The sequence below is a fragment of the Streptomyces sp. NPDC046870 genome, from assembly GCF_040704595.1.
Taxonomy (GTDB): Bacteria; Actinomycetota; Actinomycetes; order Streptomycetales; family Streptomycetaceae; genus Streptomyces; species Streptomyces argyrophylli.
Window position 1 is genome coordinate 807,328 of the sequence record NZ_JBEYXM010000002.1, and the last position, 20,702, is coordinate 828,029.

General features: G+C 71.8%; 17 protein-coding genes and 1 riboswitch. Of the genes, 7 read left to right on the forward strand and 10 right to left on the reverse strand.

Annotated elements, in window-relative coordinates:
* Positions 1-5: 5 nt before the first annotated feature.
* Positions 6-1,022, forward strand: coding sequence for an EamA family transporter RarD (gene rarD / locus AB0946_RS08150; protein ID WP_366759720.1), 1,017 nt, complete (start codon positions 6-8; stop codon positions 1,020-1,022).
* 73 nt (positions 1,023-1,095) lie between these two features.
* Positions 1,096-1,563 carry a VOC family protein gene (locus tag AB0946_RS08155; RefSeq protein ID WP_366759721.1) on the forward strand — a complete coding sequence of 156 codons (468 nt, stop codon included), beginning with the start codon at positions 1,096-1,098 and terminating at the stop codon, positions 1,561-1,563.
* A gap of 31 nt (positions 1,564-1,594) precedes the next feature.
* On the opposite strand, the gene AB0946_RS08160 is transcribed toward AB0946_RS08155, so the two are convergent.
* Complete coding sequence (locus tag AB0946_RS08160) at positions 1,595-2,617, reverse strand: tetratricopeptide repeat protein (RefSeq protein ID WP_366759722.1); 1,023 nt, start codon at positions 2,615-2,617, stop codon at positions 1,595-1,597.
* A gap of 189 nt (positions 2,618-2,806) precedes the next feature.
* Between AB0946_RS08160 and AB0946_RS08165 the strand changes: the two genes are divergently transcribed.
* The gene (locus AB0946_RS08165) at positions 2,807-3,409 is read left to right on the forward strand and encodes an NAD(P)H-dependent oxidoreductase (protein WP_366759723.1); all 603 of its coding nucleotides are present in this window, start codon (positions 2,807-2,809) and stop codon (positions 3,407-3,409) included.
* Between the two features lie 75 nt (positions 3,410-3,484).
* Here the strand turns inward: AB0946_RS08165 and AB0946_RS08170 are convergent, their stop codons facing one another.
* The 4 genes from AB0946_RS08170 to AB0946_RS08185 all read right to left on the reverse strand — a co-directional run bounded on the left by AB0946_RS08170 (position 3,485) and on the right by AB0946_RS08185 (position 7,860).
* Positions 3,485-4,366 carry an ABC transporter permease gene (locus tag AB0946_RS08170; RefSeq protein ID WP_366759724.1) on the reverse strand — a complete coding sequence of 294 codons (882 nt, stop codon included), beginning with the start codon at positions 4,364-4,366 and terminating at the stop codon, positions 3,485-3,487.
* Positions 4,353-5,327: an ABC transporter ATP-binding protein gene (locus AB0946_RS08175; protein WP_366759725.1), complete on the reverse strand. Its 975-nt coding sequence runs from the start codon at positions 5,325-5,327 to the stop codon at positions 4,353-4,355. Before AB0946_RS08175 ends, AB0946_RS08170 begins: the two co-directional genes overlap by 14 nt.
* A gap of 54 nt (positions 5,328-5,381) precedes the next feature.
* Entirely contained in the window at positions 5,382-6,593 is a 1,212-nt protein-coding gene (locus AB0946_RS08180) for a DUF2092 domain-containing protein (protein ID WP_366759727.1), read from the reverse strand.
* A 256-nt stretch (positions 6,594-6,849) separates the two neighbouring features.
* The gene (locus AB0946_RS08185; protein ID WP_366759728.1) at positions 6,850-7,860 is read right to left on the reverse strand and encodes a polyprenyl synthetase family protein; all 1,011 of its coding nucleotides are present in this window, start codon (positions 7,858-7,860) and stop codon (positions 6,850-6,852) included.
* Positions 7,861-8,404: 544 nt separating this feature from the next.
* Positions 8,405-8,586, forward strand: a riboswitch (cyclic di-AMP (ydaO/yuaA leader).
* Between the two features lie 5 nt (positions 8,587-8,591).
* On the opposite strand from AB0946_RS08185, the gene AB0946_RS08190 reads away from it, so the two are divergent.
* Positions 8,592-9,080, forward strand: coding sequence for a transglycosylase SLT domain-containing protein (locus AB0946_RS08190; RefSeq protein ID WP_366759729.1), 489 nt, complete (start codon positions 8,592-8,594; stop codon positions 9,078-9,080).
* Positions 9,081-9,143: 63 nt separating this feature from the next.
* Here AB0946_RS08190 and AB0946_RS08195 read toward each other — a convergent pair whose 3' ends face one another.
* Complete coding sequence (locus tag AB0946_RS08195; RefSeq protein ID WP_366759730.1) at positions 9,144-9,956, reverse strand: HAD family hydrolase; 813 nt, start codon at positions 9,954-9,956, stop codon at positions 9,144-9,146.
* Positions 9,957-10,189: 233 nt separating this feature from the next.
* Between AB0946_RS08195 and fahA the strand changes: the two genes are divergently transcribed.
* Together fahA and AB0946_RS08205 are read left to right on the forward strand one after the other, a co-directional pair.
* Positions 10,190-11,407, forward strand: a complete 1,218-nt coding sequence (gene fahA / locus AB0946_RS08200; RefSeq protein ID WP_366759731.1) for a fumarylacetoacetase — start codon at positions 10,190-10,192, stop codon at positions 11,405-11,407.
* Between the two features lie 226 nt (positions 11,408-11,633).
* On the forward strand, positions 11,634-12,572 hold the full coding sequence (locus AB0946_RS08205; protein ID WP_366759732.1) for a M56 family metallopeptidase: 939 nt from the start codon (positions 11,634-11,636) through the stop codon (positions 12,570-12,572).
* 52 nt (positions 12,573-12,624) lie between these two features.
* Here AB0946_RS08205 and recQ read toward each other — a convergent pair whose 3' ends face one another.
* Positions 12,625-14,640 (reverse strand): DNA helicase RecQ, encoded by a 2,016-nt coding sequence (gene recQ / locus AB0946_RS08210; protein WP_366759733.1) that lies wholly within the window; start codon positions 14,638-14,640, stop codon positions 12,625-12,627.
* A 212-nt stretch (positions 14,641-14,852) separates the two neighbouring features.
* On the opposite strand from recQ, the gene AB0946_RS08215 reads away from it, so the two are divergent.
* The gene (locus AB0946_RS08215; RefSeq protein WP_366759734.1) at positions 14,853-15,452 is read left to right on the forward strand and encodes a Uma2 family endonuclease; all 600 of its coding nucleotides are present in this window, start codon (positions 14,853-14,855) and stop codon (positions 15,450-15,452) included.
* A gap of 66 nt (positions 15,453-15,518) precedes the next feature.
* Here the strand turns inward: AB0946_RS08215 and nuoN are convergent, their stop codons facing one another.
* The 3 genes from nuoN to nuoL are packed head-to-tail and all read right to left on the reverse strand — an operon-like array spanning position 15,519 to position 20,688.
* Positions 15,519-17,168, reverse strand: a complete 1,650-nt coding sequence (gene nuoN, locus AB0946_RS08220; protein WP_366759735.1) for an NADH-quinone oxidoreductase subunit NuoN — start codon at positions 17,166-17,168, stop codon at positions 15,519-15,521.
* Complete coding sequence (locus AB0946_RS08225) at positions 17,165-18,736, reverse strand: NADH-quinone oxidoreductase subunit M (protein ID WP_366759736.1); 1,572 nt, start codon at positions 18,734-18,736, stop codon at positions 17,165-17,167. Before AB0946_RS08225 ends, nuoN begins: the two co-directional genes overlap by 4 nt.
* Positions 18,737-18,741: 5 nt before the next feature.
* Positions 18,742-20,688 (reverse strand): NADH-quinone oxidoreductase subunit L, encoded by a 1,947-nt coding sequence (nuoL, locus tag AB0946_RS08230; RefSeq protein WP_366759737.1) that lies wholly within the window; start codon positions 20,686-20,688, stop codon positions 18,742-18,744.
* Positions 20,689-20,702: the final 14 nt, after the last annotated feature.

The window sequence follows — 20,702 nt, forward strand, 5'->3', positions numbered from 1 at the left end:
GGGACGTGGCCGCGACGTCCGAGGGTGAGCACCGCACCGGCCTGCTGAACGGCTTCGCCGCCTACGGCATGTGGGGGCTGGTGCCCCTGTTCTGGCCGCTGCTCAAACCGGCCGGTGCCATGGAGATCCTCGCCCACCGCATGGTGTGGTCCCTGGTGTTCGTCGCCGTCGCGCTGCTCTTCGTACGCCGCTGGGCCTGGGCCGGAGAGCTGCTGCGCCAGCCCCGGCGGCTCGGCCTCGTCGCCGTGGCGGCCGGTGTCATCACCGTGAACTGGGGCGTCTACATCTGGGCCGTGAACGCCGGCCATGTGGTCGAGGCCTCGCTCGGCTACTTCATCAACCCGCTGGTCACCATCGCGATGGGCGTGCTGCTCCTCAAGGAGCGGCTGCGGCCCGTGCAGTGGGCGGCGGTCGGCATAGGTCTCGCCGCCGTCGTCGTGCTGACCGTCGGCTACGGCCGCCCGCCGTGGATCTCCCTCTGTCTCGCCTTCTCCTTCGCCACCTACGGCCTGGTGAAGAAGAAGGTGGACCTCGGCGGTGTCGAGTCGCTGGCCGCCGAGACCGCCATCCAGTTCCTGCCGGCGCTCGGCTATCTGCTGTGGCTGACCGCGCACGGCGGGGCGAGTTTCCTGGACGAGGGCGCCGGACACGCCACCCTGCTCGCGTCCACGGGCCTCGTCACCGCCCTCCCGCTGGTCTGCTTCGGCGCGGCGGCGATCCGCGTGCCCCTGTCCACGCTGGGCCTGCTCCAGTACCTGGCCCCGATCTTCCAGTTCGTGCTCGGCGTCCTCTACTTCCACGAGGCCATGCCGGCCGAGCGGTGGGCCGGGTTCGCGCTGGTGTGGCTGGCGCTGATTCTGCTCACCGGCGACGCGCTGCGGTGGGCGAGGCGGCCCGCGCGGCTCGCGGTGCCGCCGGCCCGCACGGTCGGGACGTCGCCCTCGCCGCCGGCACCCGCGTCGGCCTCCACGCCTGCCACGACTTCCGCGTCGGCTCCGGCTGCGACCCCGGCGGATGCCTGACCCGGGGGGCCACGGGGGCCGGAGTGGGCGGAGTGCCCCCCTCCGCCGACGCGCCCGGCTATAAGTGGGAGCCATGACCGCACAGGCGCCCGCCCCCCTGCACTGGAAGCTCGTCATCGACGCGGCGGACCCGCACGCACAGGCCGACTTCTGGGCCGCCGCGCTGCACTACACCCCCGAGGACAACAGCGCCCTCGTCGAACGGCTGCTGTCCGTCGGCGCGCTGGCCGGGGAGGCCACCGTCGAGTACCACGGGCGGCCCGCGTTCCGTGATTTGATCGCCGTACGGCACCCGGACGACCCGTACGACCCCGGGACCGGCACCGGTCTCGGGCGGCGGCTGCTGTTCCAGCGGGTACCGGAGCCGAAGACCGTGAAGAACCGGCTCCACCTCGACGTCCACGCCGGCCCGGACCGGCGCGCGGACGAGGTGGCACGCCTTCAGGCGCTGGGCGCGCGCGTGGTGCGCGAGGTGAAGGAGCCCGCGGGCCAGTGGGTGCTGATGGCGGACCCGGAGGACAACGAGTTCTGCGTGCAGTGACTCCGGGCGCGCCGGCTCGGCACGGGGCCGGTCACGCCTGCGCCGCCGCCTGGGCCGCGCGGTCGGTCAGGCGGACCATGCGGGCGCGGGCGGACTCCAGCGGACCCGGGTCGTCCGCGGCGGGGCCCGGCTCGGCGGTGAGGTCCGTCCACAGGTCGATCAGGTCGCGGCCCAGCCGCAGGCCCTCCTCCGGGTCGCGCACCGCGCGCCAGGCGGTGGCCGCGCTCCGCACGTTGTCGTAGGCGGCCTCCCCGTCCCGTGCCTGCCGGCGCAGCCGGGCGACGTCCAGGGACAGCCGGAAGGCGCGGACCGGGTCACCGGCCAGGTAGGCGATGTAGGCGGACAGTTCGAGCAGGTGCAGCACCTCGGCGTGGCGTGGGCCGAACACGGCGGTGGCCTCGGCGAGCGTCCGGTCGGCCAGTTCCGCCGCGGCGTCGATCCGGCCGGCCCGCACGGCCTCGTTGATCCGGCCCATCGGCCCGGTGAGCAGCTTCGCGCCCTCGGCGGTCTCGGTCAGCGGACCGTCGCCGAGCACCTCCTCGGCGACCGCGTCGAACCCACGGGCCGGGGTGGGGGTGGGGGCGGTGGGCTCGGGCGGTACGTCGGCGAGGAGGCTGTGATCCGTGGTGTCCCGCGTATCCGTGCCGGGACCCTCCGCCACCGGCGCCGGTCCGGACTGCCCGGCCGAGCCCTGAGCGCCACCGGGCGCCCCGGCACCGGCCCGCGCAGCACCAGGCGTCCCGGTCCCCTGCGGCCGTGGGTGGACCCGGACCGCCTCCCCCGTCACCCGGCTGGAGCCGTCCGCCGAGACCTCCAGGGGGACCACGCAGCCCGCGAGGTCGTCGTGGACCGTGGCGCGTACGGGCGCGCCGACGCTGATGGCCAGGCGCTGGAGGTGGTCCAGCACGGCCTGCTGGATCTCCTGGCCCGGTGCCGCCACGACCTGCGCCCCGTCCACCGACGCGCTTCCCGCCCCGAACACCCGGACGGACACCGCCGCCGGACCGCCCACGGGTTGCGGCGCCCGCTTCTTCTCGAAGCTGAGTCCAGCCATCGGTGTCCCTCACTCCCCCGGCGTCGCGGCCCGGTCGTACGCGTCCTGCCCACAGTCTGTCCGTTCCTCGCGGTTTTCCACGTCACCGCGGCGTCACAGCCTCGCACCAGCCGCACCCTGGCCAATTTTGCTTGCGTGTGCATAGAATGCGCACGCATTCAATCGGCGTACGACGTGTATGGGGGACCCATGAGCCGCCGCTTCCTCTTCGTGCTGGGCAGCGCCCGCGAGGCGGGAAACACCGAACTGCTGGCCCGCGAGGCCGCCGCGCAGCTGCCCGGCGACACCGAACAGCGGTGGATCCGCCTCGCCGACCACCCCCTGCCCGACTTCGTGGACCTCCGGCACGACAGCGACCACGTCCGGCCGTCCCCGGACACCCCGGCCGGCCTGCTCCTGGACGCCACGCTGGCGGCGACGGACATCGTCATCGCCTCGCCGCTGTACTGGTACTCGGTGTCCAGCCTCACCAAGCGCTACCTGGACTACTGGTCGGCCTGGCTGCGCACCCCGGGCGTCGGCTTCAAGGAGACGATGGCCGGCCGCACCCTCTGGGGCATCGCCGCGCTGGCGGACGACGAGCCGTCGGTCGCCGACCCGTACGCCGGCACGCTCAACAACTCGGCCGCGTACCTGCGGATGCGCTTCGGCGGGGTCCTGCTCGGCAACGGCAGCGCGCCGGGCGACGTACGCAAGGACACCGGGGCACTGGCGCGCGCGAAGACGTTCTTCGCGCAGGACGCCCCCCTCGCGCGCTTCCCGTACGAGACCGCCGGGGCCGCATCCCGGTGAGCGGGCGCCAGGGTCTTTCGTTTGGATCATGCCGGGCTCGCCGGCCCTGATCCGGCCTGATCCGAACGAAAGACCCTAGGCGTTGATGTCCTTGGCCGTGAACCTTGCCCAGGCCGCCGCGCCGAACACGGCCGCGTACAACCCTTGCAGACCGAGGTTCTTCACCAGGTCGTCCCAGTAGACCGGGTCGCGCATCAGGTCGGCGAACGACAGCCAGTAGTGCGAGAACAGATACGGCTGGAGCACGTGCAGCTGGGGTATCTGGTCGACGATCTGGACGGTGATGAGCAGACCCACCGTGGTGGCCATCGCCGCGATGCCGCTGTTGGTGAGCGTCGACACGAACAGGCCGAGGGCCGCCACGCCGACCAGTGACGCGGCGACGACCAGGGCGATCAGCACGGCGCGGCCGAGCCCCTCGGCGAAGCTGATCCGGGTGCCGGAGATCGTCGTCAGCTCGCCGAGCGGGAACAGCAGCGCGCCGACGAGCAGCGCGGAGACGGCGACGACCAGCGTGGCCAGCACACAGAAGGCCAGTACCGTCGCGTACTTGGTGAGCAGCAGCCGGGTGCGGCCGGCCGGGGCGACCAGCAGATAGCGCAGGGTGCCCGCGCCGGCCTCCCCGGCGATCGCGTCGCCCGCGACGACGCCGACCGCCATCGGCAGGAAGAACGGCAGGGTCGCGGCCAGCGTGGTGAACACCAGGAACAGGCCGTTGTTGGTGATCTGCGAGATGAACGCCGGGCCCTCACCGCCTCCGCCCGCCGGTCCGCCGCCCCGCGTCTCGATCTTCACGGCGATCCCGACCAGCACCGGCACCGCGGCCAGCACCCCGAGCAGGGCCAGTGTGCGCCAGCGGCGGACGGTGGTGACCAGCTCGCTGCGCAACAGCCCGAGGGTCCACAAGGGGTTCGGCCGGCGCCCGGCGCCCGCCTGGACCACATCAGCCCGCGACATCGAAGCCCTCCCCGGTCAGCGCCACGAACGCGTCCTCCAGCGAGGCCCGTTCGACGGTGAGACCCCGGACTCTGACGCCCGCCGTGACCAGGGCCTCCGTCACGTCGGCCAGATCCCGTGCGGGCGGCTCGCCGGTGACCCGGTCCCCGTCCGCCAGCACGTCCCCGACGCCCAGTTCCTTCAGCACGCGTGCCGCCTCGGCCGGGTCCGGGGTGGTGACCACCAGCCGGTCGCGCGCCCCGGCGGCCAGGTCGGCGACCGCGCCCTGGGTGACAAGCCGGCCCTGTGCCATGACCGCCGCGTGGGTGCACACCTGCTCGATCTCGTCGAGGAGGTGGGAGGAGAGGAAGACGGTCGTGCCGTCGGCGGCCAACTCCCTGATCAGGGTGCGGATCTCGCGCATGCCCTGCGGGTCGAGGCCGTTGGTGGGCTCGTCCAGGACGAGCAGTCTGCGCGGCTGGAGCAGCGCGGCGGCCAGTCCGAGCCGCTGTTTCATGCCGAGCGAGTACGCCTTCGCCTTCTTGCCGGCGGCGGCCGCGAGACCGACCCGGTCCAGCGCCGCGGCGACGCGGGCGCGCCGGGTGCGCGGGTCGGCGGTCGGGTCGGCGGCGTCGTAGCGCAGCAGGTTGTCGCGGCCGGAGAGGAAGCCGTACAGGGCGGGGCCCTCGATGAGGGCGCCGACCTGCGGAAGGACCGTACGGGCCGACCGCGGCATGGGCCGGCCGAGCACCCGGGCGGTGCCCGCTGTCGGCTCGATCAGGCCCATCAGCATGCGGATCGTGGTGGTCTTGCCGGAGCCGTTCGGGCCGAGGAAGCCGAAGACGCTGCCCGCCGGGACGGTCAGGTCCAGACCGTCCACGGCGAGCTGTCCGCCGCGGTAGCGCTTGGTGAGGCCGCGCGTGGCGATCACACTCGCCGTCGTGTCGCCCGGCTCCGGCTGCGTGGCGGACGGTTCGTCCATCGGCTCCCCTCGGTTCGTCCGGTTCGTCTCATCCGCTGCGGCGTGCCGGGTAGGTCACTTCCCGGCGTCGGCCGCCTTCACGAGGGCCTCCTTGGTCACCGTGCCGGCGTAGACCTTGCCGTCGTCGGTGATCAGGGCGTTGACCAGGCGGGTGGAGAAGACCGTGCCCTTGCCGAACTTCCCGGAGACCGGGTCGCCCAGCGAGCCGAGGAAGCCGCCGAGTTCACCGCCCTGGGAGCCGGTCGGCACGCCGCCCTTGGCGCCGGTGTCGAAGGTGGCGACGGACGTCCAGCCCTTGCCCAGCACCTTCAGCCCGTCCTTGCCCTCCAGACCCCCGGCGAGGTCCCCACCGTGTTCCGGGGCGTGCTCCCGGGCACCGGCGGCGTCCTTCTCCTCGGTGACCTTCGCGCCCTTGGGCGGCGTGAAGTCGAACGTGGAGGCGGCGGGCCGGGCGAAGGAGACCTGGGTGAAGCCCGCGTCGAGCACGGCGGCGCCGCCGCTCCTCGGGGTCAGCGTGAACTTCAGCGGCATGCCCGTCTTCGCGTCCACGGCGATGCTGATCGCGCCGACCGTGGTGCCGGACTGCCTGGGCCGGATCAGCAGCTTGTAGGCGTCGCGCCCGGCGACGTGGGCGGTGCCGTCGACGGTGACGGACGTGGTGTCGTCCACCGACTTCAGGGCCTCGTCGGCGAAGTCCTTGGGCGTGGCCGGCGGCTCGGCGTCGCGGCCCTTGCCGGAGGCGGCCCCGGTGGCGTGGTAGACCTCGTTGCTCTTGCTGTCGTAGCCCCAGACGTCCTTGCCGTCGTGGATCAGGCTGTACTCGGCGCCGCTCTCCAGCAGCGACAGCTTCTGCCGGTCGGGGCCGTCGGCCGCCACGCGCAGGGTGTGCGTGCCGGAGACCAGCTCGGTGAGCTTGGCCTTCGGGTCGGCGGAGGAGCCGTCGCCGGAGCCGCCCCGGTCCGAGCCGGACATCAGGCCGTTCTCGAGGCCGCCGAGGTCGGGCAGGCCGAGGTCGGTGCTGACCTTCACCGTGCCGGACAGCCGCTGCACGTCCGACGTGGCGATCTTCTCGATGAGCTGCTGGGCGCTGATCTTCGGCAGGTCGGGGTCACCGGAGTCGGCGAGCGCCGGGACCAGCCCGATCGTGGCCGCCGCCACCCCCACCACCGCGACCGGCACGGCGTACCGGGCGGCCTTGCGCCGGCCGGAGCGCGGGTGCTCGTCCTGCGCGGCGCCCACTGCGTCGTCGGATTCGTACGGTGCCATGTGTGCCTTACCTCCGTCGTCGGCGGCGGCTGTCCTCACGCTGGTCCGCTGGTCCACCCTGAGCCGCCATTCTCACCCGAAACGGTGAGGAGTGGTGATTTCCGTGGTGTCCATCTGACCAAATCGGCTGTGGACAAGCGTCAGACCTCGGAGCCAACTCCGTCTACACCTGCGGTATGACACCCGGCGGCGGTTCCGCCGCCCGACCCGTAGGGGTCGCGCCGGACGCCGGGGCCCGTACGGGTGACCGGCCTGGTCAGCCGGCGCGGTGCACGACCGCGTCGCACAGCTCGATCAGCGCCGCCTTGGCATCGCACTCGCGCAGCGGGGCGAGCGCGGCCCGCGCCTCCTGCGCGTACCGCACGGTATCCCGGCGGGCCTGCTCCAGCGCGGGGTGCGCGCGCAGCGCGGCCAGCGCCTCGGCGTGCCGGGCGTCGTCGCTGAGGTCGGAGTCCAGCAGCGCGCACAGCGCGACGTCCTCGGCCAGGCCCAGCCGGGCGGCCCGCTCGCGCAGCCGGAGCACCGGCAGGGTCGCGATGCCCTCCCGCAGGTCGGTGCCCGGGGTCTTGCCGGACTCGTGGGAGTCGGAGGCGATGTCCAGGACGTCGTCCGCGAGCTGGAAGGCGACGCCGAGCCGTTCCCCGTACTGGGTGAGGACGTCGACGACCGTCTCGTCCGCGCCGGACATCATCGCGCCGAACCGGCACGACACCGCCACCAGGGAGCCCGTCTTGCCGGCGAGCACGTCCAGATAGTGCTCGACCGGGTCTCGGCCGTCCGAGGGACCCGCGGTCTCCAGGATCTGGCCGGTGACGAGCCGTTCGAACGCGAGGGCCTGCACCCGGACCGCCTCGGGACCGAGGTCGGCGAGGATCTGGGAGGCGCGGGCGAAGAGGAAGTCGCCGGTGAGGACCGCGACGGAGTTGCCCCAGCGGGTGTTGGCGCTGTCCACGCCGCGCCGTACGGCCGCCTCGTCCATGACGTCGTCGTGGTACAGCGTGGCCAGGTGGGTCAGCTCCACGACCACGGCCGAGGGCACGACGCCCGGCGCGTAGGGGTCGCCGAACTGGGCCGCGAGCATCACGAGGAGTGGCCGGAACCGCTTCCCGCCCGCCCGCACCAGGTGCTGCGCCGCCTCCGTGATGAAGGGGACCTCGCTCTTGGTGGCTTCGAGCAAGCCTTCCTCGACAGCCGCCAATCCGGCCTGGACATCGGCTTCCAGAGCCTGGTCCCGCACGCTCAGCCCGAACGGCCCGACGACGGTCACGAGGGGTCTCCTGTCTGCTGGTGTCTGCTGGCGGTTACACGGTTTGTCGATAGGTCGCTGCCATCACTCAAGTCAGCGTATCCGGTCCTCTTTCGATCACCGATAGCGCCCACCGGTCCAGCCCGGGCGATACCGGATCATGACCGGCATGGTTTTGATCACACAGTGTGAGCGGATTTTTATCCATATAAGAGTAATCCGGACACTCCACCCTCGCCTCGGCGGCGACGCCCCGCACACGCCGGGTTCCACCATCACCCCGACTTCAGGTGCGAATCCCCTTATTCCCTCATGTCCGATTTAAAAGTGTTTGTTATTTCGTGAGTTGGGTCACGTGCCCGACGGGGCCGCCGGGCACGCCCGACCCTCGCGCACCCCTTGCCGTATCGGCGAGTTGAGGATTGGCAACCGCAAAGGATCAAGTACCTCATACGGCGTCGATCAAGGTCAAATCGCACGTTGTATGAATCCGGGCCTTGTTCCCGACATGTGCTCTCGCATACGTTCCGGGCCGTCGGGCGGACGCCGAATCCTGCCGCCGCCCGCATACCCATCGACGAACTCATTCGTACGGCAGGAGCGGGGGACCCAGGTAAGCCGCCGGTCCGGAACGGCACACGCCGCGCCGGGACGGCTAGGGGTGAAGCCATGCCTCCGTCAGGAGCACGGCAGGGCGCCTCCCCGCCCGAACCCGACAGCTCACCTCGCAGGCGTCGGAGAGGAACGCCCCCATGTCTGCTGTCGCCCAGCCCCGCCGTACCCGGAACAGCCGCCTCGTCCGCGCGCTCACCGCCGTCGGCACCGGTGCCGCCGTCCTCGCCCTGCCGCTCATCGGCGCGGCGGACGCCTCCGCGGCCCCCAGCACCACCACCACGGCCGCCACCACCCCCGCCGGCTACCCGAACAACCTCGACGGCTGGATCCGCGAGTCGCTGGCGATCATGGCCGAGAAGCACATCCCGGGCACCTACAACGGCATCCACCGCAACATCATCCGCGAGTCCTCCGGCAACCCGAAGGCCATCAACCTCTGGGACTCCAACGCCGCCAAGGGCATCCCGTCCAAGGGACTGCTCCAGGTCATCGACCCGACGTTCAACGCGTACCACGTGGCCGGAACGTCCTTCGACATCTACGACCCGGTCGCCAACATCACCGCCGCCTGCAACTACGCGGCCGCGCGGTACGGGTCCATCGACAACGTGTTCGGCGCGTACTGACCGGCACCGGCGGTCCGGCCGGGCGCCGGCCGACGACCTGACCGGGCGCTGCCGGTGTCCCCGTCAGCCGGTCGGGAAGAGTCGTTCGAGGACGACGGCGACGCCGTCGTCCTCGTTCGACAGGGTGATCTCGTCGGCCACCGCCTTCAGCTCCGGGTGGGCGCCGGCCATGGCGACACCGCGCCCGGCCCAGTCGAACATCGGGATGTCGTTGGGCATGTCGCCGAACGCGAGGGCCCGTTCGGCGGCGATCCCGAGCCGTTCCGCGGCCCGCGCCAGCCCGGTCGCCTTCGTCACCCCGCACGGCTGGAGCTCCACCGTGCCGGGCCCCGACATCGTGACCGACGCGAGCGAGCCCACCGCCGCCCGGGCCACGGCCGCCAACTCGTCGTCGGACAGGGTGGCGTGCCGCAGCAGCACCTTGCTGATGGGCGCGCACCACAGGTCGTCCCGCCGGCCGACCCGCACCGCGGGCAGTGTCGGGTGGGGCATCCGGTAACCGGGCTCGATGAGCGTGAGCCCGTCCACGCCGTCCTGGTCGACCGCCGCGTAGACCTCCCCCACCTCCGCCTCGATCTTGCCGAGCGCCGTCTCGGCCAGCTCCCGGTCCAGCCGGACGGACCACAACAGACGGTCGGTCGCGGCGTCGTAGACCTGGGCCCCCTGCCCGCACACCGCGAGCCCGGCACCGCCGAGGTCCGCGAGCAGCGGCCGCACCCGCGGGGCCGGGCGGCCCGTCACCACCAGGTGCCGGGCACCGGCCCGCGCCACCCGCGCGAGCGCGGCGAGGGACCGGTCCGAGACGGTGTCGTCGCCGCGCAGCAGCGTCCCGTCCAGGTCGGTGGCGATCAGTGCATATGCCGGGGTGGGTGCCATGATCAGAGAATACGGACAGCACGCCCCGCCGACTCACCTGTCATTCCCCGCACTTACGTGCCGCCCGCCGCCCGGCCGCTCACCGTTGACGGCGCGACGGACAGCGCTCGGTCCAGACCTGCCGGGCCCCTGGTGAGGCACTGCCCAAGACACGCGGCTCGGCCGTAACGTGTGGCCCGACCACATGGAACGCAGTGCCATGCATGGCCCGGATGAGAGTGAGGCAGCACCCCATGCCCCCCTTCGACGTCCCCGAGGGTGACCCCTTCGGTCCGCACAACCTCCCCTACGGCGTGTTCGCGCCCTCCGGCAGCACGGAGCGGAGGATCGGCGTCCGGCTCGGGAACCACGTCCTCGACGCGGGCGCCGCGGCCGCCGCGCTCGGCTCGCCCCACCAGCCGCTGCTCGCCCGGCCCACCCTCAACCCCCTGCTGGCCGCCGGCCGCGCCACCTGGTCGGACGTACGGCGCTCCGTCACGTCCTGGGTCACGGACCCGGCGCACCGCACGGCCCTCGAGCCGCTGTTCCACCCCCTGTCCGAGGTGACCCTGCACCTGCCCTTCGAGGTCGCGGACTACGTCGACTTCTACGCCTCGGAGAACCACGCCCGCAACGTCGGCCGGATCTTCCGCCCCGACGCCGAGGACTCCCTCACCCCGAACTGGAAGCACCTGCCGATCGGTTACCACGGCCGCTCCGGCACCGTGGTCGTCTCCGGCACGGACGTCGTACGCCCCTCCGGACAGCGCAAGGGCCCGGCCGACCCCGCGCCCGTGTTCGGCCCCTCGATCCGGCTGGACATCGAGGCCGAGGTCGGCTTCGTCGTGGGCGTGCCGTCGCGGCTCGGCTCCCCGGTCGCGCTCGGCGACTTCCGGGAGCACGTCTTCGGGCTGTGCCTGCTGAACGACTGGTCCGCGCGCGACATCCAGGCCTGGGAGTACGTCCCGCTCGGCCCGTTCCTCGGCAAGTCCTTCGCGACCTCGGTGTCGGCGTGGATCACACCGCTGGAGGCGCTGGAGCACGCGCGCGTGGCGCCGCCGGAGCGCACGCACCCGCTGCTGCCCTACCTGGACGACTCGGCGCCCGGCACCGAGCCCGGCGGTTACGACCTGCGCATCTCGGTCGCGGTCAACGGCCACGTGGTCTCCGAACCGCCCTTCTCCACCATGTACTGGACCGCCGCCCAGCAGCTCGCCCACATGACCGTGAACGGCGCCTCGCTGCGCACGGGCGACCTGTACGGCTCGGGGACGGTGAGCGGCCCCACCGAACGCCAGCGCGGCTCCCTGCTGGAACTGACCTGGAACGGCCGCGACCCCCTCGAACTCCCCGACGGCAAGCGGACCTTCCTTGAGGACGGGGACGTGGTCACCCTGTCGGCATGGGCCCCGGGCCCGGTCGGCACCCGGGTCGGGCTGGGCGAGGTCGGCGGGCGAGTCGTGCCGGCCTGACCCCGCGGAGGGTCACCGGGCGGGTCGGACAGCTCGCCGGGCGGGCGCGGCGACGGCGGGCGCGGGCGCGGGCCGGTCCCGGCGGATCGGTGCCGGCACCTGACTCCGGCCGCCCGTCTTCGTCATACTGACGGGGACACGCACCACGCGCGAGCCGCCGTCGCGTGACGCGTGCCCGGCACCACCGTCACCCGCCCACTCTCCGACCAGGAACCGGAGCCCCGGCATGACTGTCTGCCTGCTCCTGCTGAGCGTCGTCGCCCTGACGGCCGCCGTACCGGCGCCGCGCGCGCTGACCCGTGCGGCCTGGCCCGAGCGGGAACCCGTGGTCGCGCTGTGGGTGTGGCAGTGCCTCGTCGCCACCGTCCTGCTGTGCTGCCTGACCGCGCTCGTCCTGGGCGCGGCGGCCGTCTTCCACACCGTCCGCGACCGCGTGTTCGCGCCCGCGCCGCCCGCCGTCACGGCCGCCTACGACCTGTCCACCGTGCCGCTGTGGGCCGCCGCGCTCACCGTGCTGCTGGCCTGCGGGGCCGCCTGGACGACCGCGATGCTGGCCCGCGAACTCGTCGAGGCCCGCCGCAGCCGCGGCCAGGCCCGGGCGCACCTGCGCGAGCGCGCGCCCGAGCTGCCGGCCGGGCTGCCGGCGGCGCGCGGGCCGATGCTGGTGCTGGAGGACGAGTACCCGGACGCCTGGTGGATGCCGGGACACCGGCCCCAACTGGTCGTCACCACAGGGGCGTTGCACCGCCTCACCGACCTTCAGCTGGACGCCGTCCTCACCCACGAGCGAGGGCACGCCCGCGCCCATCACGACTGGCTGCTGCACCTGTCCACCGCCCTCGCCACGGGCTTCCCGCGCGTGCCGCTGTTCGCCCACTTCTGCGACCAGACGCACCGCCTGGTCGAGCTGGCCGCCGACGACACGGCCTCCCGGCGCTGCGGCCACCTCACCACGGCCCTGGCCCTGATCGAGCTGAACCAGCACCGGGGGGTGCTGTCCTGCGACTCCAGCCGCCGCCTCCTCGGCGAGCGCGTCGACCGCCTGCTGGAGCCGCCGCCCCGGCTGCTGCGCCGGCACCGGGCGCTGACGACGACGGTGGCCGCGCTGGTGCCGCTGCTCCCGCTGCTGATCACCTTCGCCCCGGGTCTGACGGCACTGTCCTGAGGGGCCGGCGGCACTGCCTGGTGCTCCCCCTGGGCGTCGCCGGCCACCCCGCCTACATCCAGTCGTCCGGTTCCGGCTCGTCCACCGGGTCGGGCCAGTCGGCGTCCTGGGTGTCGGCGGCGTCCCGGCTGTCTGCGTCCGGGGTGTCCGCGGCCGCCGATGCATCCCCGTCCAGGGAGGCCAGCACCTGGATCACCCCTTCGCCGTACGTCGCCAGCTTCTTCTCGCCGACGCCGTTCACCGTGCCCAGCTCCCGCACCGAGCCGGGCCACCGGGTCACGATCTCGCGCAGGGTGGCGTCGTGGAAGATGACGTACGCCGGGACGCCCTGTTCCCGGGCCTGTTCGGCGCGCCAGGCCCGCAGGGCCTCGAAGGCGGGGAGCAGCGCCTCGGGCAGCTCGGCCGCGACGGCCTTGGCCTTGCGGTCGCCCCCCGAGGAGCCGGTGGAGCGCGACCGGGAGGCGGCCGGCTTCTTCGGCTCCTTGCGCAGCGGCACCTCGCGCTCCCGCCGCAGCACCGAGCCGCTCGCCTCCGTGAGTACCAGCGTGCCGTACTCCCCCTCGACCGCGAGGAGCCCCTGGGCCAGCAGCTGGCGGACGACCCCGCGCCACTCTCCCTCGGAGAGGTCCTGGCCGATGCCGAAGACGGACAGCTGGTCGTGGTCGAACTGGATCACCTTGCCGGTGCGCTTGCCGAGCAGGATGTCGACGATCTGCATCGCGCCGAACTTCTGCCCGCGCTCCCGCTGCAACCGCACCACCGTGGACAACACCTTCTGCGCGGCGATCGTGCCGTCCCAGGTCTCGGGCGGGGTGAGGCAGGTGTCGCAGTTGCCGCAGGCCGCGGCCTCGGGATCCTGGCCGAAGTAGGCGAGCAGCTGGCCACGGCGGCACTGGGCGGTCTCGCACAGCGCGAGCATGGCGTCGAGGTGGGCGGCGGCCCGGCGGCGGAACGCCTCGTCGCCCTCGCCGGACTGGATCAGCTTGCGCTGCTGTATGACGTCGTTCAGGCCGTACGCCATCCACGCCGTGGACGGCAGGCCGTCGCGGCCCGCCCGGCCGGTCTCCTGGTAGTACCCCTCGATCGACTTGGGCAGGTCCAGGTGGGCGACGAAGCGCACGTCCGGCTTGTCGATGCCCATGCCGAAGGCGATGGTCGCGACCACGACCAGGCCGTCCTCGCGCAGGAAGCGGGCCTGGTGCGCAGCGCGCGTGGCCGCCTCCAGGCCCGCGTGGTAGGGCACCGCCTGGATGCCGTTGGCGGTCAGGAACTCGGCCGTGCGCTCCACCGAGTTGCGCGAGAGGCAGTACACGATGCCGGCGTCGCCCGCGTGCTCCTCGCGGAGGAAGGCGAGCAGCTGCTTCCTGGGGTCGGCCTTGGGCACGATCCGGTACTGGATGTTGGGCCGGTCGAAGCTGGCGACGAAGTGCCGGGCCGTCGGCAGGTTCAGCCGCTGGGTGATCTCCTGGTGGGTGGCGCGGGTGGCCGTGGCGGTGAGGGCGATCCGCGGGACGTCCGGCCAGCGCTCGCCGAGCAGGGAGAGGGTGAGGTAGTCGGGGCGGAAGTCGTGGCCCCACTGGGCCACACAGTGGGCCTCGTCGATCGCGAAGACGGAGATCTTGCCGCGGGAGAGCAGGTCCAGCGTGGCGTCCACGCGCAGCCGCTCCGGGGCCAGGTACAGCAGGTCGAGCTCGCCGGCCAGGAACTCGGCCTCGACCATGCGCCGCTCGTCGAAGTCCTGGGTGGAGTTGATGAAGCCGGCGCGGACACCGAGGGCGCGCAGGGCGTCCACCTGGTCCTGCATGAGGGCGATCAGGGGCGAGACGACCACGCCCGTACCGGGCCTGACCAGGGCCGGAATCTGGTAGCACAGCGACTTGCCGCCGCCGGTCGGCATCAGGACGACGGCGTCGCCGCCCGCCACCACATGCTCGATGATCTCCTGCTGCTCGCCCCGGAAGGCGTCGTATCCGAAGACCCGGTGCAGCGTGGCCAGCGCCTCGCTGTCGGTCGCTCCCGGCCCCTCGGTCACCTGTGTCATCTCGCTGATCCCGCCCGTCACGCCCATCGTCCTGTCCCCCGCCGGTCCCCCGTGTGTCGTCTCTCGACCGCTGCCTCCACCATAGGGGTCCGGACCGACAGTCCCGGAGTTGTCCACAGGGCAGCCGGAGAAGCGCACGTCAAGGACACGACTGTCGTTCACACGTTCGCGGGAGACCCGCCCGTTTCGGGCCGATAGTCTGAACGCACCGGCGAGACTCCGTCCCCATGGGAGCACCGATGAGCGTCGCACCGAAGGCGTCCACGCCCAGCTGGCCGACTCCGCCGAAGGGCGGATGGACCGCCGACGACCTGGACCGCCTCCCGAATCTTCCTCCGCACACGGAGTTGATCGACGGGAGCCTGGTCTTCGTGGGTCCGCAGACCTTCTTTCACTCGCGCACTGTGAGCTTCTTCGAGTGGCAGCTTCAGTCCTTGGCCCCAGCCGATCTTGAGGTCGTCCGCGAGTTCACGATCGACATCGACCGTCAGAACAGGCCCGAGCCGGACGTGGTGGTGGTGCGTGCGGACGAGGTGGGCCCGAACGAGACGCGTTTCCCAGCTGACGTCGTCGTCATGGCCATCGAGGTCGTCTCCGAGGACTCCGTCTCCCGCGACCGCGAGACCAAGCCCCTGAAGTACGCCCGCGCCAAGATCCCCCACTACTGGCGGGTCGAGAACGAGAACGGGCGGGCCGCGGTGCACGTCTTCGAGCTGGAGCCGACGACCGGCACCTACACGAGCACCGGCATCTTCCGCGAGCGGATGAAGCTGGACGTGCCCTTTCCGATGGACCTCGACCTCACCCGGATCAAGACGCGCCGCGACAGGAATCAGTGACCACGACATGCCGCTGCCCGGCACCCTGAACGGGCGTGCCGGGCAGCGGCGCGGGTGGCGCGGGCGTCAGCGCACGAAGACCCCCGCCTGGTTCGCCAGATCCAGGAAGTACTGCGGCGCCACGCCGAGGACCAGCGTCACGGCCACACCCAGGCCGATCGCGAGCATGGTCAGCGGGGACGGGACGGCGACGGTCGGGCCCTCCGGCCGCGGCTCGCTGAAGAACATCAGCACGATCACGCGGATGTAGAAGAACGCGGCGATGGCCGAGGAGATCACACCGACCACCACCAGCGGGGCCGCGCCGCCGTCCGCCGCCGCCTTGAACACGGCGAACTTCCCCGCGAACCCGGAGGTCAGCGGGATACCGGCGAAGGCCAGCAGGAACACCGCGAAGACGGCCGCCACCAGCGGGGAGCGACGGCCGAGGCCCGCCCACTTGGACAGGTGGGTCGCCTCGCCGCCCGCGTCGCGCACCAGCGTGACCACGGCGAACGCGCCGATCGTGACGAAGGAGTAGCCCGCCAGGTAGAAGAGGACGGACGACACGCCGTCCTTCGAGGTGGCGATCACACCCGCGAGGATGAAACCGGCGTGCGCGATGGACGAGTACGCCAGCAGCCGCTTGATGTCGGTCTGGGTGATGGCGACGACCGCGCCGCCCAGCATGGTGATGATCGCCGCGGCCCACATCACCGGCCGCCAGTCCCAGCGCAGCCCGGGCAGGACGACGTACAGCAGGCGCAGCAGCGCGCCGAACGCGGCCACCTTCGTCGCCGCGGCCATGAAGCCGGTCACCGGGGTGGGCGCGCCCTGGTAGACGTCGGGCGTCCACATGTGGAACGGCACCGCGCCCACCTTGAACAGCAGGCCCATCAGGAGCATGGCGCCGCCGATCAGCAGCAGCGCGTCGTTGCCCATGGTGTTGGCGAGGGCCGGGTCGACGTCGGTGACCGTGCCGTCGACGACCTGGGCGATGCGCGCGTACGACATCGAGCCCGCGTAGCCGTACAGCAGCGCGATGCCGAACAGGGTGAACGCGGAGGCGAACGCGCCCAGCAGGAAGTACTTGACCGCGGCCTCCTGCGACATCAGCCGCTTGCGGCGGGCCAGCGCGCACAGCAGGTACAGCGGCAGCGAGAAGACCTCCAGGGCCACGAACAGGGTGACCAGGTCGTTCGCCGCCGGGAAGATCAGCATGCCGCCGACCGCGAACAGCAGCAGCGGGAAGACCTCCGTGGTGGTGAAACCCGCCTTCACGGCGGCCTGCTCGCTGTCGCTGCCGGGGACGGAGGCGGCCTGCGCGGCGAAGGAGTCGACCCGGTTGCCGTGTGCCGCCGGGTCCAGGCGCCGCTCGGCGAAGGTGAACAGGCCGACCAGGCCGGCCAGCAGGATCGTGCCCTGCAGGAAGAGGGCCGGGCCGTCGACCGCGATGGCGCCCATCGCCGCGATGTGCGCCTTCGTGGTGCCGAACCCGTCCGCCGCGAGCGCGACGACCGCGGCGAACGCGGCGCACAGGGCGACGACGGACACGAACACCTGCGCGTAGTAGCGGGACCGGCGCGGCACGAACGCCTCGATGAGCACCCCGACCAGCGCGGCGCCGATGACGATCAGCGTCGGCGACAACTGTCCGTATTCGATCTTCGGCGCGTCGATCTTCGAGATCGGTTCGGCCGCGGTTGTCCACAGGCTGTGGACGGCTGGTGCGCTCACTTGGCCGCCTCCACCTCGGGCTTGGGGTCCTTCTTCTGGACGTCGGACATGGTCTGCTTGACCGCCGGGTTGACGATGTCCGTCACCGGCTTCGGATAGACACCCAGGAAGATCAGCAGCACGATCAGCGGGGTGACGACCACCAGCTCGCGCACGCGGAGATCGGGCATCGCGGAGACCTCCGGCCGCACCGGGCCGGTCATCGTCCGCTGGTACAGCACCAGCGTGTACAGCGCGGCGAGGACGATGCCGAAGGTGGCGATGACGCCGATCACCGGGTAGCGCGTGAACGTGCCGACCAGGACCAGGAACTCGCTGACGAACGGCGCCAGTCCGGGCAGCGACAGGGTGGCCAGACCGCCGATCAGGAAGGTGCCGGCGAGCACCGGGGCCACCTTCTGCACGCCTCCGTAGTCCGCGATGAGCCGGGAGCCGCGCCGGGAGATGAGGAAGCCGGCGACCAGCATCAGGGCGGCCGTGGAGATGCCGTGGTTGACCATGTAGAGCGTGGCGCCGGACTGGCCCTGGCTGGTCATCGCGAAGATGCCCATGATGATGAAGCCGAAGTGCGAGATCGACGCGTAGGCCACCAGGCGTTTGATGTCCCGCTGGCCGACGGCGAGCAGCGCGCCGTAGACGATGCTGATGAGCGCCAGGACGAGGATGACGGGCGTCGCCCACTTCGACGCCTCCGGGAACAGCTGGAGGCAGAAGCGGAGCATCGCGAAGGTGCCGACCTTGTCGACGACCGCGGTGATGAGGACGGCGACCGGTGCGGTGGACTCCTGCATGGCGTTCGGCAGCCAGGTGTGCAGCGGCCACAGCGGCGCCTTGACCGCGAAGGCGAAGAAGAAGCCGAGGAACAGCCAGCGTTCGGTACCGGTCGCCATGTGCAGCGAGCCGTTCGCGCGGGCCTCGGCGATCTGCGCGAGCGAGAAGTTCCCGGCGACCACGTACAGGCCGATCACCGCGGCCAGCATGATCAGACCGCCGGCCAGGTTGTAGAGCAGGAACTTCACCGCCGCGTACGACCGCTGCGTGGCGGCCGCCTCCTCGCCGTGCTCGTGGGCACGGTCCCCGAAGCCGCCGATGAGGAAGTACATCGGGATGAGCATGGCTTCGAAGAAGATGTAGAAGAGGAAGACGTCGGTGGCCTCGAAGGAGATGATCACCATCGCCTCCACGGCCAGGATCAGCGCGAAGAAGCCCTGGGTGGGCCGCCAGCGCCGGCTGCCCGTCTCCAGCGGGTCGGCGTCGTGCCAGCCCGCGAGGACGATGAACGGGATCAGTACGGCGGTCAGCGCGATCAGCGCGACCGCGATGCCGTCGACGCCCAGTTCGTACCTGACACCGAAGTCCTTGATCCAGGCGTGGGACTCGGTGAGCTGGTAGCGGGAGCCGTCCGGGTCGAAGCGGACCAGGACGGTGATCGCCAGGGCGAGCGTGGCGAGCGAGACGGTCAGCGCCAGCCATTTGGCGGCGGTGCGCCGGGCGGCCGGTACGGCGGCCGTGGCGACCGCCCCGAGGGCCGGGAGCGCCGCCGTCGCTGTCAGCAGGGGAAAGGACATCGGTATCAGACCGCCCTCATCAGCAGGGTCGCGGCGACCAGGAGCGCCGCGCCGCCGAACATCGAGACCGCGTAGGAGCGGGCGAAGCCGTTCTGGAGCCGGCGCATCCGTCCGGACAGGCCGCCGAAGCCGGCCGCCGTGCCGTTGACGACGCCGTCGACCAGGGTGTGGTCGACGTAGACCAGGGAGCGCGTCAGGTGCTCGCCGCCACGCACCAGGACCACGTGGTTGAAGTCGTCCTGGAGCAGGTCGCGGCGGGCCGCACGGGTGAGCAGGGAGCCGCGCGGGGCGACGGCCGGGACGGGTTTGCGGCCGTACTGGGCCCAGGCGATGGCGACGCCGACGACCAGGCAGACCATGGTGGCTCCGGTGACGGTCGCCGCGCTGAGCGGGGAGTCGCCCTCGCTGTGGCCCGTGACGGGCTCCAGCCAGTGCAGGAAACGGTCGCCGATGCTGAAGAAGGCACCGCCGAAGACCGAGCCGACGGCGAGGACGATCATGGGGATCGTCATGACCTTCGGGGACTCGTGCGGGTGCGGTTCGGCGTGCTCGCCCCGGGTCTCGGCGGCGGGCTCCACGCTGGGCTCGGCCGGGGACGGCGTCGGGGCCTTGCGCCACCGCTCCTCTCCGAAGAACGTCATCAGCATCACGCGCGTCATGTAGAAGGCGGTGATGGCCGCGCCCAGCAGGGCCGCGCCGCCGAGGATCCAGCCCTCGGTGCCGCCCTTGGCGAACGCCGCCTCGATGATCTTGTCCTTGGAGAAGAAGCCCGACAGGCCGGGGAAGCCGATGATGGCGAGGTAGCCGAGGCCGAAGGTGATGAACGTGACCGGCATGTACTTGCGCAGGCCGCCGTAGCGGCGCATGTCGACCTCGTCGTTCATGCCGTGCATCACGGAGCCCGCGCCGAGGAACAGCCCGGCCTTGAAGAAGCCGTGCGTCACCAGGTGCATGATCGCGAAGACGTAGCCGATGGGGCCGAGGCCCGCCGCGAGCACCATGTAGCCGATCTGCGACATGGTCGAGCCGGCCAGTGCCTTCTTGATGTCGTCCTTGGCGCAACCGACGATCGCACCGAACAGCAGCGTGACCGCGCCGACCACCGTGACGGCCAGCTGCGCGTCGGGGGCGGCGTTGAAGATCGCGCCGGAGCGGACGATCAGGTAGACGCCCGCGGTCACCATCGTCGCCGCGTGGATGAGGGCCGAGACCGGGGTCGGGCCCTCCATGGCGTCCCCGAGCCAGGACTGCAGCGGAACCTGGGCGGACTTGCCGCAGGCGGCGAGCAGCAGCATCAGGCCGATCGCGGTGAGCTTGCCCTCGGAGGTGTCACCGGTGTGGCCGAGGACCGGACCGAAGGCGAAGCTGCCGAAGGTGGTGAACATCAGCATGATCGCGATCGACAGGCCCATGTCGCCGACCCGGTTCACCAGGAAGGCCTTCTTCGCGGCCGTGGCGGCGCTGGGCTTGTGCTGCCAGAAGCCGATCAGCAGGTACGAGGCGAGACCGACGCCCTCCCAGCCGACGTACAGCAGCAGGTAGTTGTCGGCGAGGACGAGCAGCAGCATCGCCGCGAGGAACAGGTTCAGGTAGCCGAAGAAGCGGCGGCGGCGCTCGTCGTGCTCCATGTACCCGACCGAGTACAGGTGGATCAGCGAGCCGACGCCCGTGATGAGCAGGACGAACGTCATGGACAGCTGGTCCAGGCGGAAGGTGACGTCCGCCTGGAAACCGGCCACCGGAACCCAGCTGAACAGGTGCTGCGTCAGGGTGCGGTGCTCCGCGCCCTTGCCGAGGAGGTCGGCGAAGAGGACGAGGCCGAACACGAAGGAGGCGGCCGACAGGAGCGTGCCGATCCAGTGGCCGACGCGGTCCAGGCGCCGGCCACCGACCAGAAGGACGGCCGCTCCGAGCAGGGGCGCCGCGATGAGCAGCGCGATCAGTTTCTCCACGATTCTTCCGACCC